We start from the raw sequence: 13,835 nt of genomic DNA on the forward strand, positions 1-13,835 counted from the left end.
AGATCAAGATCGTGAGTATATTCAATGTTCTACTCATGGTGCATTGTTCTCTGTTGAAACAGGTGAATGTATCTCAGGGCCTTGTTTGGGTGACTTCCTTGAAAAGGTAAATTTGGAAGTCCACTCTGATGGTGGTATTTATATTGACTAATACCTGAATTATGAATTCTGCTATGACTGAGTTTTTTCTAAATTACTACCTTATGCCATTTCACATGAGCGTAGTTGCTTTGATTTTTCTCAGCATTGCAGAAACCATCGGGATATTCATAGGTTTACGTCCAAGTCATTTAGTCAAAAAGCTTACACCTGAATGGCTGCTGAACTCTCCTTTACTAGACGTAAAGTTTTCAAAATATTTAATTTTTGTTTTCTTACTCATCAATTTTAGTTTTGCTGGATATTTTTTAGAGCTATCTTTCTTCGCATTACAGCACTACTTCATTTCACCTTATTATCTTTTTATTCCAGCATTAATCATTGATATCTTCTTCACCGTATTTATGATCCATTGTCTCGATCAGGTCATTAAGCCAAAGGTAACGCATACACACACTAGCTTAGTAGGTCGTTTAGCCACAATCTCTACAGGCAATGCTCGTCCTGGTTTTTCAGCACAGGCGCGTGTAAGAGATGAGTTTGGTCAACTTTATTATGTACAAGTTGAACCAGAGTTCGGTGAATTAGAGCTACAGTCACAAGTCTTATTGATTAGTCAAAAATCTAACTCTCATTATTTAGCAAAAAAAATTTCACTCTCAAATAAGCTTTTTACAGCAGATTAATTAGATAAAATTGGACATTAATAAAGCTCGACAAAGCCACAACAAGAAAAATTACAAAATGTTACAAATTTAACAATATTTTTATTCATTGTTTTCCACAATCCCCTACTTGCTTTCTTTTCAGAAGTTTGAAGCAATTCTTGATAGAGAAATGCATCACATTTTCAACAATAAACTCTACTAATACACTTGGTTTTATAGTGTTTTCATTACACTTATTACCTCTTTATGTAACTAAAGATCTAAGCCCATGTAAATATTAATTATTTTATATTCATACTATTTTACTAGGTTTTAATTATATTTAAATAATAATAAATCATATCTTTTTAATCAGGTTTAAATTTATAAATACAATTGTTTTAATCGGGTTTAAAATCCAAACCCTATTGTTTTAGTAGGTTAATTAAAATTATTTTTACAAAATCATTAAAACCAACACAAGTTATTGTTATTTATAAACTTAACACATATGAATTATTTTAAATATCCTAAAGGTTTATTTTTAATGAATTTTATTTAATAATGTTTTACATCTTTTTAAAATATGAGGCTAGGTTCCAATGAACACGAGTTCTCAAGATCCAAATCGGCGCTTAATCCGTGAAATAGCAATAATTCTTATTATTAAAGTTGCGATCCTTATGGTGATTAAGAACGTCTGGTTTGATGCCCCAACGATTCCAAAAGATTTTAACAATGAAGTTGCCGAGCGTATTGCTGGTGACATGTCCAACAATCAGGAGACACGTTGATGATTTCTGAAAGCGTGGTCGATCTTTCGCGGTTCCAATTTGCAATGACCGCAATGTATCACTTTCTTTTCGTCCCTCTAACATTAGGTCTAGCTTTCATTCTTGCCATTATGGAAACCACATATGTGATTTCAGGCAAAGAAATCTATAAAGACATGACTAAGTTCTGGGGGAAACTCTTTGGGATTAACTTTGCTCTAGGTGTAACCACTGGTTTAACCATGGAATTCCAGTTCGGTACTAACTGGGCATATTATTCTCACTATGTCGGCGACATCTTCGGTGCACCACTTGCTATCGAAGGCCTTATGGCATTCTTCCTAGAATCAACATTTATTGGTTTATTCTTCTTTGGTTGGGATCGCCTATCTAAAGTTCAACATTTAGGTGTAACTTGGCTCGTCGCAATTGGCTCGAACATGTCTGCTTTGTGGATTTTGATCGCCAATGGTTGGATGCAAAACCCTGTCGGTGCAGCATTCAACTTTGAAACCATGCGTATGGAGCTAGTAGACTTTGGTGCGTTGATCTTTAACCCAGTTGCTCAAGTAAAATTCGTACACACGGTTTCAGCAGGTTATGTCACTGGTGCGATTTTCGTACTCGCGATTTCTAGCTACTACTTATTGAAAAAACGCGACTTACCTTTTGCTCGTCGCTCATTCGCAATTGCCGCGATTTTCGGTTTGGCATCTACTCTTTCCGTAATCTTACTGGGCGATGAATCTGGTTATGAATTAGGTGACGTTCAGAAAACTAAACTTGCTGCGATTGAAGCAGAATGGCATACAGAACCAGCCCCTGCTGCATTCACTCTATTTGGTGTTCCGAATCAAGCAGAAATGCGAACTGACTACGCAATTAAGATTCCTTATGTTATGGGTATTATTGCGACACGCTCTACTGACAAACAAGTAACAGGTCTAAAAGACCTTATGAAAGAACATGAAGTGCGTATTCGCAACGGTATGGTGGCTTATAGCGAGTTAGAAAAGCTTCGTGCTGGCGACCGCTCTCCTGATTTACTTGCTTCATTTGAACAGAACCAAAAAGACTTAGGTTATGGTCTGTTATTGAAAAAATATACCCCGAATGTTGTTGATGCGACTGAAGAACATATCCAAGCTGCAACTAAAGATACTATTCCAAACGTTGCCGCATTATTCTTCTCTTTCCGCGCGATGGTTGCTTCAGGTTTCTTAATGCTATTACTGTTTGTTCTCGCTACATGGTCTGTCGCTAAACGTAATGCAGAAAACAAACCTTGGTTATTAAAGTTCGCTTTATTTGCTTTACCACTTCCATGGATTGCTGCACAAACAGGTTGGTACGTTGCTGAAGGTGGTCGTCAACCTTGGTCAATTGGTGAAATTTTACCAACACACTTGTCCGCTTCAAGTGTAAGTACAGGTGATGTGTGGGGTTCAATTATTGCACTCGCTGCGTTCTATACCGTACTTCTCATTATCGAAATGTACTTAATGATCAAGTTCGCGCGTTTAGGACCAAGTTCATTGCATACTGGTAAATACCACTTTGAGAAATTAGAAGCTAAAGCTGGGGAGGCTCAGTCATGATCGAATATGAACTCCTAAAAATTATTTGGTGGGTTTTAGTAGGTGTACTACTGATTGGCTTCGCGCTCACTGATGGTTTCGATATGGGCTCTATGGCACTCATGCCATTTGTCGGTAAAACTGACTCAGAACGTCGTGCTGCAATCAATACGATTGCACCACACTGGGATGGTAACCAAGTTTGGTTCATTACTGCGGGTGGTGCTTTATTTGCCGCATGGCCAATGGTTTATGCCGTTGCCTTTTCTGGAATGTACTGGGCGCTGCTCTTAGTCTTGTTTGCCCTATTCTTACGGCCCGTCGGTTTCGACTACCGTTCCAAGTTAGAAAATACACAATGGCGTAATTCTTGGGACTGGGGGCTTTGCGTTGGTGGTGCTGTACCTGCATTAGTATTCGGCGTTGCTTTCGGTAATTTATTCTTAGGCGTGCCATTTACTTTAGATGAAACACTACGTTCACAATATACAGGTAGCTTCTTTGCCCTACTAAATCCATTTGCATTGATTTGCGGTATTGTGAGCTTATCGATGCTATGTGCTCATGGTGGCGCTTGGTTAATGCTCCGTACAGATGGTGATTTACATAATCGTTCTGCTAAAGCGACACAGATTATGGCAATTGTATTCCTCGTATGTTTCTTAGCTGCAGGTGCTTGGTTATTCTTCGGCAATATCGATGGTTATAGCTATGCGACTGCTGTAAATACCAATGCAGCGTTAAACCCACTTGCTAAAGATGTTGTGACAAATGCAAATCATGGTTGGATGCATAACTATTCAGCTTATCCTATTACGATGGCTGCCCCAATCGTTGCTATCTTGGGTGCATTATTAGTGATTATCAGTGCGGCTAAACACAAAGCTGCTATGAGCTTCACAGGTACGAGTTTAATGGTGGTTGGTGCAATCTTAACTGCAGGTTTTGCATTGTTCCCATTCCTATTGCCATCAAGCATTGATCCTACATCAAGCTTGACTATGTGGGATGCTGTTTCAAGTCACAAAACACTTGGTGTTATGACTGTTGCTGCATGTATTTTTGTTCCTCTCATTTTGATCTATACCTCTTGGTCTTATTACAAAATGTGGGGTGTTATTACAAACAAACATATTCAAGAAAATTCACATAGTTTGTACTAATGAGGAGATGTGAAATGTGGTATTTTGCATGGATTCTAGGCATTTTGATGGCATGTTTTGCTGGTGTACTTAGTGCACTCTATATCGAACATCATCAAAATTTAGATGAGGAATAGTAAAATGGTTGAAGCAATGACAACACCGAAGAATAGTAAAGCTCAAGTGCTTGCAATGACCGTTTCGTTTTTGTTGGCATTGCCACTTGCTGCTATTTTATTGGTACATCCTTCGTTAATGCTCGATGCTAATGGACACTATAATCACAGCCTGTTAATGATTGTGATGATCGGTATCTCTGGTGGTTTCATTCACGGCGTTGGATTTATACCAAGATTCTGGTTATGGAAATGGTTATTTAGCCCTTATGTTGCATGGCCTTTAATGATTTTAGGTTACTACATTTGGTTGGGTAATTAATTTTCAAATCCAAACAAAAGAGGAAGCAAATTGCTTCCTCTTTTTTATTTTAGTATTTAAAGGTGATAGAACCCATATAAGTTCTTGGATCACCATAGGTATTTGCCCAAGTATTGGTGCGATACTTTTTGTCCGTTAAATTATCAACATTGAACCCTAAAGCTACGTTCTCGTTTAAATTATATCGAGCCATTAGATCAACCAAAGCAAATGATTTCTGACGATAAGCCTCATAATTCAAACCTGTCTTCGATTTATCATAGAATTCACTTTGCCAGTTCACACCACCACCTACAGTCAACTTATTGTCTAAGATTGGAAGATTGTATGTAGTAAACAGCTTAAACTGTTGCTTTGGAATATCAGTGTTGATTCTTTCGCCTTTATTTTTAGTTTCAGCTAGCGTATACCCCGCTTGAATGCTCCAGTTTGGCAAAATTTGGCCAGCAATTTCGATTTCATAACCTTTTGTTGTCGCACCCTTAATACCTCTGTAATAAGTATCACCTACTTTTGCCCAGTTATTTTTAACAGCATTATCTTCAGCAACATATTTTCCTGCTGATTCAGCGACATTATCCATTTTGGCTTGGAAATAAGCTGCACTAATATTTAAGCGATTGTCATAAAAAGATGATTTTAGACCCGCCTCATAATTATCTCCTTCTTGTGGATCTAAGAAGTTATATGAGTAGTCTCGGTTATCCTGAGGTAGAAATATATTTGTATAACTTGCATAAGCAGTCAGATTTGGCGTTAAATCAAAGGTTATGCCTGCATATGGAGTAACCTTATTAGATTCATCAATTTTTGAATCCTGAACAGTGTTACGAACAGAATTGGTTGAATGTGTTTTTAAATCATAATTTGAAAGACGTGTACCCAAGATTACATGTAATGGATCAAATGGATTTAATCGTGTAGCAAAATAAAAACCTGATTGCTCATAATCTTTATTGCTTACGCCTACGACTGTGCGTGCAGTTGCAGGTAATGCAACATTTCCATTCCATTGATTCAAATCTATCACTTTTTGTGCATTATATCCTTGGTAAGCATCATTATAACTTTTTATCTTTTGATAACTCGCACCCATCATGAGCTCATGCTCACGACCGAAAAGTCGATATGGACCATCTATAGAAATATCTAAGCTATGTTCTTCAGGTGCAAAGTCATTTTGTGATGCTGCTAAAGAAGCGGTCATATTGGTATAATCAGCTTGGGCAACACCAATCACACCATACAGCGACTCAATATCTTGTTTGGTGTAGTTATAATTTGCTTGTAGATTCCAACGATTTAAGAATTGATGCTTCAATTGCGTAAAGAAATTCAATGTATCTACTTGGCTATATGCCCATTTTGCACTCGCGTTAAATTCACGATCAAATGGCATAATTTTACCGTCTTGACCATACATATCTAGGCCATGTACACCTTGTCCATTTAATCTTGCACGACTGAGCATCGCACCAACAGCAATGGATGTATTCTCTGCTAAATCAGCATCTATGAGACCATATAGAGTCGCATCACGCTGATCACCCCAATCTCGCCATGAATCGCTCTGACCATAAGCTGCGATCAATCGCCCACGTACATCGCCAGATTCATTCAGCGCCCCTTGTACATCAAAACTTGATCGAATGGTTTGATTTGAACCACCTGCAATGGACAGAGTTGCTTTTGGTTCAACACTCGTAGCATGTTTTCTATTGAGTGAAACACTCGCACTTGGATAACCAGCGCCATTTGTTAATCCTGTTGCACCTTTAACAACCGTAATATTGTCATAAATAATTGGATTTAAATTGCTTAAAGATGAGCCATTTTTCCCACTGGTAGCTGGTGATGTCATAACACCATCAATTTGATAATTAAGAATTTGGTTACCGCGAGAATAATAAAACGTATATTCCCCGCCATTACCTACGGCACCTTGAGCCCCGAAACGTCGAACATATACTCCAGGCGTTTGATCCAATACTTCTTCGACTGTATTTAAATTTTGATCTTGGATTCGTTGTTCAGTGATCACACTTATCGTCTGTGGTGTTTCTTTTAGTGATAAATCTAATTTAGTTGCTGATTTTGATTTTGCTACCGTATATGAAGGTGATGCATGTTCAGCAGTTAAATGGATTGTTGGAAGTTCATTTGTATCAGGCTTATTATCTATTTGTTCAACTGCATTCGCTACATTAGCTGCACTTCCTATGAGAACCATAATAATTGATATATACAAATTGCTATGTTTCATGAATACCCCTTCAGTATAAGCAACATTTGTTTACATTCTACACAAATGATAACGATTATCAATATTAATAGCATTTAAAAATATAGAATTTACTACTTATGTCTGATTAGGGCTTTAACTTATAGTAATTTTAAATAATAATTATTATCATTATTTTTTACAAATTCATTGCTATGCTATTAAAAAATATAGGTATCATTATTTCCATTCTTTCCTGCTTGGGACTTTATCTCTCCCATAGCAATCAAAAAATTTTGCAAAAACCACTGTCGCGAACAACTCAGTTTTCTGCATTAGCAGGTATGATTTTTAGCTTAATTATTTTGGTTTACTCACTCCCGTTGTTGGTAGCCATATTAATTTGGCTGTCTGTGGCAACTCTAGTTTGGTCATTTACCCCATTTATTCCCCTCATCATGAGGTTGAACAAATGAATATAGTTAAACAAAAAATTCAGCCAGATTGGTGGTTAAAAACATTTGCAGGTGCTGTGCTAGGTTTCATTTTCTCATTAGCCGCTGGTTCTCTTATTCTGATTTTGTCAAAAGCTTATATTGATTCCGCACTAGCTCCACAATTAGGAATGTGGTCAATTCCATGGATCTGGCTGTTTGTATTCTTCCTTGCGTATTTCATTCCTAAAGGCTGGCAAAGCCTGTTTATTTTTAGCATTGCGAACGTGGTCGCTTACACGTTGTTATTTTGTTTAAGGGGCTAAAATGAAAATCCGCGCAGATATTATTAAAACAGGCAAAAATCTACATACTTGGGTCGGCATCACAGCTGGGATTCTTTTGTTCATTTGCTTCTTCGCTGGTGGATTGACGATGTTTCAACATCAACTCAGTCAATGGACGACACCACCTCAGCAAAAATTAGCTGCCATCGAGCCAAAGAATTACAACCTACTGATTGAACAAGTTCAAACCAAATACCCTGAAACATTAAAAGCATTTACCTTAAGTTTTAACTCACCTGAAGGCCATAATGCACCAATCCAATGGGAAGCAAAACATGATGAAGATGATCATCATGGAATCAATATTGCACAAACTAGAATGATGGCAACACTTGATTCACAAGGAAACCTGATTGCTAAAGAAGAAAATATTTCAAAATTAGGCTGGTTAATCGAACAATTGCATGAAACTGCTGGTATTCCCGGCATGATCGGACATCACACCGCAGGTGTCATGGTAATGGGTGTTGTTGCCGTTTTATATTTTCTCGCAATTATGTCTGGATTAATCGTACTCTTGCCAACACTGGTCAAAGATTATTTCGCAGTAAGAGAAGGTAAAAATAAAAAGCGCTTTTGGTTAGATACACACAATGTCGTGGGTATCACTAGCTTACCCTTTCATATCATAATTAGTGTCACAGTGGTTGTTTTTGCTTTCCATGATATTTTTTATGGTGCACTTACACAGCTTGTATCAAAGGACAAACCGCTATTTGAGCGACCGCCACTAGTCAAAATAGTTGAGCCAATTGCACCACTAGACATAAATAAGATTTATCTAAATATCCAAAAAGCAGCACCAGATTATCGCATTGATGGCATTCGATTTAATCAGCTTGATCATCCTCAAAGAGCCTCAGCATTTGTCTCTTTGTACCATCCTGATCGTATGCTACGGGGCGATAACTTTGATTATATGTCTTTTAACCCATATCAAAATGCACCTTATCCAACTAAAACATTATCCACTGAAGAAAATGCTGCTGCCTCCCTGATTCGTTCAATGTTTGCCTTACATTTTGGTAATTATGGTGGTGAGCCAATCCGTTGGATTTATCTAATTTTTGGTTTAGGTGGCGCTTATCTATTCTATTCAGGCAATATTTTGTGGATTGAAACACGGTTACGTAAGCAGAAGAATCCAAACCTACCTGTACCTAGCCAGCGCAAGGATGTGATGTTTATTGCAAACCTTACCATTGGCGCCTGTCTGGGATGTATGCTGGGTATTTTTGCCAGTATGCTTATAGGACGTTGGGGTTACATCATTCCAGTGCAATTACAAAGTCATAACTATGTGTTTATGTATAGCTACTACTCTGTCTTTATAGCTTGTATTTTATACAGTTTTATCATAGGTACAGCGAAGGTCCTACCAAGATTATTGTTATCAATTGCAATAATTTTGTTGTTACTTCCTACTACCTCATTGCTTGCTTATATCTTTCCTATTCAGAGCCTTTGGCATTCGACAGGCAATTTAATATGGATTGATGTGGTGGCAATTTTATTTGGACTAGTATTCCTACGTTTCTATCAACAAGCAAATCATCGAGCAAAAACAGCACCGATAGGTTCTATTTGGTCTACGCAAGTTTTGAAGAATGATTCGAAAATAGTTGAAAACTAATTTTTAGTTAACACCATGATCTATGTTGGAAGATCATGGTGTTTCTTATCATTAAATTGTTTTCTCATTTCAATAAGCTGAATTGGCACTAATGGCTGCCCTACTTCTGCCTCTATCGGATAAGCTTCTATACGATCTGTTCTGCAATATCCACGGCGCTCATAAAATGAAATCAATTCAACTCTCACATCTAATACATACATAATGAATTGAGACGCATCAGGATGATGATTAGGAACATAATTTTCTACAAATCCAAGCATTTCACGCCCAAAGCCTGAATTTTGAACCTTTGGATCAATGGCAAAAGTTCCTATTTCAACCGTATCTTGATTAAAAGTTAAACCAATACACCCCACCATCAAACCTTGTTCATTCTCACCAATTAACAACTGAAAATTCTCTTGTTCCAAATCTCTTTCTAATTGCTGAATAGTAATTCTATTTCCTTGAACAAAAGATTTCTCAGTAGTCCAACTTCGACTCAATTGATCTCTATAGGCTGAATTGATCAGTTTGGTTAATTGCTCAATGTCGTCTGTAAGCGCTTTTCTAATATTTAAAGGCATTTTTAGAATTTTAAACACAATAAAAAACCGATGATAACATCGGTTCTTGTATAACTTTAAAAGAATTAGTTCTTAAATAAACTAGTTCGTTTGACCTGCCAACCAAGCCATAAACTTTTGACGCTCAGCTTTAGAAGCCTTCTGCCATAAATCTACCAGTTGTTGATCTGTTGTTTTAGTAGTACCAGCTACTGCTGCTGTTGTCACGACAACAGGTGCCGCAGCTTGCGCATTAGCAGCATAAACTGGCGCTGGCTGGTTGACTGTGTTGTTCTTATTTTTTTGCGTCAAATCAAGCGTACGGCTTAAGAAATTGCCACCAGAGAACCAAGGTTGTGCTTCATTATTCGCACCTGTTTGCTGAACTACGAGTTTATTATTTTGATCGTATAACCCAACCGTTGGTTGATCAGCATATTTTTTGGCAGCATCAAAGCTTTTTGGAGCGCCAACTAATGCTAAACGGTATGATGAATTGTCTTGTAAATTTGGTGCTTGAATTGTAACGACACCTGATTTTACGATGTCATGCTCACCATTCAAATGCTCAAAATATTCACGATAGCGAACATTTACAGTTAGATTACCTGGATCTACTTGGTAGTTATTCTTCTTAGATGGAATCAATCCATTATTTACTTCTTGACCATTTACAGCAAGAATCACGATCTCTTCAGGTGCAGTGATTGTAACTGCTGAAAAAACTGAACTACTTAATAATAACCCGAAAGCAGCAACACCAACTCTTAAAGACATTAGACTCTTCTCGATATAAACATTTATGAAATCGTATGCACTATGCAATGCGATTGTGACTATTTTATGACAATAAACCAAACTGTCTATTCTATCAATTCGGCTTTTTTAAGATATATACATTATTTTTAATGATATACACCATCATTCTTTAGGCGAATATTTCTATTTAAAGACATAAAAAAAAGAGCACGTTAACGTGCTCTTTTTAGGTACATATAAAACTTAGTTAAAAGTTTTAAAGCGTGCAGCATCATCCATATAAGTTTTTTCACCAGCAGCGGCTTCAATAGAACCAAATACAAGCTGTGCACGTAATTTCCAGTTTGCTGGGATATCAAAAGTTTGTGCAACTTCTTCATCAATAATTGGATTGTAGTGTTGTAATGAAGCACCCACACCAATTTCAGATAAAGCTGTCCAAGTCGCAAACTGAGCGATTGCACTTGAATGTTCAGACCATACTGGGAAATTGTCAGCATAAAGAGCAAACTGTTCTTGCAAGCCTTTTACAACATCTTGATCTTCATAAAATAATGCTGTACCAAAGCCAGCTGCAAAGCTATCAATTTTTGCATTTGTACCTTCAAAAGCTTCAGCTGGTACGATTTTACGTAGAGTTTCGCGGACAATATTCCAGAATGTTGTATGAGACTCACCATATAACGTCACAACGCGTGAAGTTTGTGAGTTAAATGAAGACGGGCTTTGCTTAACAGCTTCACGAATCGTCTCTTCAATTGTAGTTTGATCAACTGAAAGATTTTTACCAATTGCATAGATAGTACGACGTGATTTAATGCTATTTAAGAAGTTACTCATGTTGTTATGCCTCTTGTACCCTTCGGGTGTTATCTTGGATTGAATGTAGTGTATAACGGTACATTTTTTTGTTATAGTCTAAAAAACATGACAGATCGTTTTATTTTTGCAACGGTGAAATTTTATTATTAATAAAAAAACTCCACACGAGGTGGAGTCTATCCTAACCACAAATAATTACTTATCTGTTTCAAATAATGCTGCGACAAATGATTTTGCTGAGAAAGGACGTAAATCATCAATTTTCTCACCTACACCAATATAGCGAATTGGCACGTGAGTACGACTTGCGATATTAAATAGCACGCCACCTTTTGCCGTACCATCTAATTTAGTAATGGTAATACCAGTTAAACCAACCGCCTCATCAAACAGTTGAACTTGGTTAATTGCATTTTGACCTGTACCAGCATCAACGATTAACATAATTTCATGCGGTGCAGTTGCATCAATTTTTTGCATCACACGTTTAACTTTTTTCAACTCTTCCATCAAGTTAGACTTGTTTTGCAAACGCCCTGCTGTATCAGCAATCAATACATCAATGCCTTTGGCGCGTGCGCTTTCAAAAGCATCAAAAATGACTGATGCGCTATCTGCACCATGACCTTGTGCAACTACTGGGATGTCATTTCGCTCGCCCCAAATTTGCAATTGCTCAGTCGCAGCAGCACGGAAAGTGTCACCAGCTGCCAACATGACTTTCTTACCTTCACCTTGTAAACGCTTTGCAAGCTTACCAATGGTTGTCGTTTTACCGACACCATTCACACCAACCATCAAAATGACATAAGGTGATTTGTTTGGATCAATATGCAAAGGTTTTACACGCGGAGCAAGTAAAGCCACCAGCTCTTCCTGCAATGCTTTATACAGTGCATGTGAATAGATCAAGTCACCACGTGCCGTTCTTTCCGTAAGATTTGCAATGATTGTTTTGGTTGCATCTACACCAATGTCAGCAACAAGAAGTTGTTCTTCAACTTCCTCTAACAACTCATCATCAATCTCTTTGCCGCCAATTAAGATATTGACCATACCATCCGTAAAACTACGACGTGTTTTGGTCAAGCCATCTTTCATACGACCAAAGAAGCCTGATTTTGCTTCTTCTTGAACTGCTGGATTAGAAACCTCTTCAACAGCAGCAATTGGTGCTTCTACTGGAGTTTGCTGCTGTACAGGTTCAACAATCGGCACATCAACAGCAGGTAAACTTGGTAACGTAACATCATCATCACCGATGTCAGCATCTATCAAGAATTTGTTTTGCATATTCGATTGCTGTTGCATGTCGATTCCTTGAGAAAAAAAGCAGCTTTTTAAATGTGGGCGAGTTTAGCACAAATTGATTTCTTTTACCCGATACAGGCAACTCATTAATTTCTAAATAAAAATGAATTGATTAAAACTCATTCATCATCTTGTGCCATTGCAGGATATTGCTTAATACGATTTGATTCGAACTGATAAGCATTTAAAAGTTTCAAATATTCTACACGGCGAATTTGATCATGTTTCAGTATTGATTCTGCCATATCTTGAGTTTTCGGATGGCTCGCTTGTTGAGAATATTGAATGACTTTTTGATATTGAAGTTGGTTAATCGGACGTAAAAGTGCACTGTATGCAAGTATGAAAATCGCAGCAATAACAATAGATACCAAAATATTATTAAATTGATCTATTTTGGTTCCAAATTTTGACTGTAAAAGTTTATGTTTAGAAAGTATCGACAGCATAACCTACCTCAGAATTATCTGTAGTTTATGTGTCATACGCATTTTCAACAAGCCCTACATTCAACAAGTCACGATTTCGCAACTCATTGAACGTAGTAAAATTCAGATAGGCTAGCTCATTAAACTGCGAACAAACGCAAAATAGAGAATGAAGGCAATGATCACCAGACTGATAAAAATAGCAAACATTCCCACCCCACTTTCTGCATCAGCAGGATGTAAATCATCATCATCTGCAATACTTCTTAGCTCACCATCATAGATTTGATAAAAGCGATCTTTTTCAGCAGGACTTAAATGACTTGCAAAATCATAAACACGTTTACGCTGAGCTAAACAATAATCACCTAAATGAATTTCCTGATGAAATATAGCTTCATCAAGCAGTTTTCGATGATGATCTGCAAGTTCGATAATTTGGCTTTCTAATGGTGGCACGTCCAAGTTTACACCATCAATTACATTTGACATGTTATTCTCCTTTTCTATTATTCTCATATTGATTCTACTTAAAATTATTTCCCGCAAATGTTTAATCGTGTAAGCTTTTATTTACGAAATGACACCCAAAATATTTGACAATTCAATCATTATTGTCATAATACTTTAACAATTCAAAGTTAAAGTAGCTTAAA

16 protein-coding genes are annotated in these 13,835 nt (G+C 37.2%); 9 read left to right on the forward strand and 7 right to left on the reverse strand.

The genetic code is table 11. The annotated features are described in order from the left end of the window. The 7 genes from B4237_RS03055 to B4237_RS03085 all read left to right on the forward strand — a co-directional run. Window positions 1–151: Rieske (2Fe-2S) protein (locus B4237_RS03055; protein ID WP_414632338.1), on the forward strand; the 151-nt coding region annotated here is incomplete at its 5' end. Window positions 152–173: 22 nt separating this feature from the next. Next, complete coding sequence (locus tag B4237_RS03060) at window positions 174–785, forward strand: OB-fold-containig protein (protein ID WP_019384515.1); 612 nt, start codon at window positions 174–176, stop codon at window positions 783–785. A gap of 563 nt (window positions 786–1,348) precedes the next feature. Further along, window positions 1,349–1,540, forward strand: coding sequence for a cytochrome oxidase putative small subunit CydP (cydP, locus tag B4237_RS03065; RefSeq protein ID WP_004879791.1), 192 nt, complete (start codon window positions 1,349–1,351; stop codon window positions 1,538–1,540). Further along, window positions 1,540–3,117, forward strand: coding sequence for a cytochrome ubiquinol oxidase subunit I (locus B4237_RS03070; RefSeq protein ID WP_004879794.1), 1,578 nt, complete (start codon window positions 1,540–1,542; stop codon window positions 3,115–3,117). Before cydP ends, B4237_RS03070 begins: the two co-directional genes overlap by 1 nt. Then, window positions 3,114–4,259 (forward strand): cytochrome d ubiquinol oxidase subunit II, encoded by a 1,146-nt coding sequence (cydB, locus tag B4237_RS03075; protein WP_278595172.1) that lies wholly within the window; start codon window positions 3,114–3,116, stop codon window positions 4,257–4,259. Before B4237_RS03070 ends, cydB begins: the two co-directional genes overlap by 4 nt. 14 nt (window positions 4,260–4,273) lie before the next feature. Further along, a complete protein-coding gene (gene cydX, locus B4237_RS03080; protein WP_000270276.1) occupies window positions 4,274–4,375 on the forward strand; it encodes a cytochrome bd-I oxidase subunit CydX in 102 nt (33 codons plus the stop codon). Between the two features lie 4 nt (window positions 4,376–4,379). Then, window positions 4,380–4,676: a cyd operon YbgE family protein gene (locus B4237_RS03085; protein WP_278595171.1), complete on the forward strand. Its 297-nt coding sequence runs from the start codon at window positions 4,380–4,382 to the stop codon at window positions 4,674–4,676. A 49-nt stretch (window positions 4,677–4,725) separates the two neighbouring features. Here B4237_RS03085 and B4237_RS03090 read toward each other — a convergent pair whose 3' ends face one another. Continuing rightward, complete coding sequence (locus B4237_RS03090) at window positions 4,726–6,939, reverse strand: TonB-dependent siderophore receptor (protein ID WP_278595170.1); 2,214 nt, start codon at window positions 6,937–6,939, stop codon at window positions 4,726–4,728. 430 nt (window positions 6,940–7,369) lie between these two features. Between B4237_RS03090 and B4237_RS03100 the strand changes: the two genes are divergently transcribed. Together B4237_RS03100 and B4237_RS03105 are read left to right on the forward strand one after the other, a co-directional pair. Continuing rightward, a complete protein-coding gene (locus tag B4237_RS03100) occupies window positions 7,370–7,657 on the forward strand; it encodes a hypothetical protein (RefSeq protein ID WP_278595169.1) in 288 nt (95 codons plus the stop codon). 1 nt (window position 7,658) lies between these two features. Next, window positions 7,659–9,311 carry a PepSY-associated TM helix domain-containing protein gene (locus B4237_RS03105; protein WP_278595168.1) on the forward strand — a complete coding sequence of 551 codons (1,653 nt, stop codon included), beginning with the start codon at window positions 7,659–7,661 and terminating at the stop codon, window positions 9,309–9,311. 20 nt (window positions 9,312–9,331) lie between these two features. On the opposite strand, the gene B4237_RS03110 is transcribed toward B4237_RS03105, so the two are convergent. From B4237_RS03110 to B4237_RS03135, 6 genes are all read right to left on the reverse strand, one after another. Further along, window positions 9,332–9,880, reverse strand: coding sequence for a GNAT family N-acetyltransferase (locus B4237_RS03110; RefSeq protein WP_278595255.1), 549 nt, complete (start codon window positions 9,878–9,880; stop codon window positions 9,332–9,334). Window positions 9,881–9,961: 81 nt separating this feature from the next. After that, window positions 9,962–10,636 (reverse strand): DUF2057 family protein, encoded by a 675-nt coding sequence (locus B4237_RS03115; RefSeq protein WP_278595167.1) that lies wholly within the window; start codon window positions 10,634–10,636, stop codon window positions 9,962–9,964. Window positions 10,637–10,861: 225 nt separating this feature from the next. Beyond that, window positions 10,862–11,458 (reverse strand): nitroreductase family protein, encoded by a 597-nt coding sequence (locus tag B4237_RS03120; protein ID WP_004879809.1) that lies wholly within the window; start codon window positions 11,456–11,458, stop codon window positions 10,862–10,864. Between the two features lie 177 nt (window positions 11,459–11,635). Next, the gene (gene ftsY / locus B4237_RS03125; protein ID WP_278595166.1) at window positions 11,636–12,751 is read right to left on the reverse strand and encodes a signal recognition particle-docking protein FtsY; all 1,116 of its coding nucleotides are present in this window, start codon (window positions 12,749–12,751) and stop codon (window positions 11,636–11,638) included. Window positions 12,752–12,870: 119 nt separating this feature from the next. Then, window positions 12,871–13,200: a hypothetical protein gene (locus B4237_RS03130; RefSeq protein WP_007483435.1), complete on the reverse strand. Its 330-nt coding sequence runs from the start codon at window positions 13,198–13,200 to the stop codon at window positions 12,871–12,873. Window positions 13,201–13,311: 111 nt separating this feature from the next. Continuing rightward, the gene (locus B4237_RS03135) at window positions 13,312–13,671 is read right to left on the reverse strand and encodes a hypothetical protein (RefSeq protein WP_004879816.1); all 360 of its coding nucleotides are present in this window, start codon (window positions 13,669–13,671) and stop codon (window positions 13,312–13,314) included. Window positions 13,672–13,835: the final 164 nt, after the last annotated feature.

Origin of the sequence: Acinetobacter sp. UBA6526, assembly GCF_002434875.1 — a bacterium.
Classification (GTDB): domain Bacteria; phylum Pseudomonadota; class Gammaproteobacteria; order Pseudomonadales; family Moraxellaceae; genus Acinetobacter; species Acinetobacter venetianus.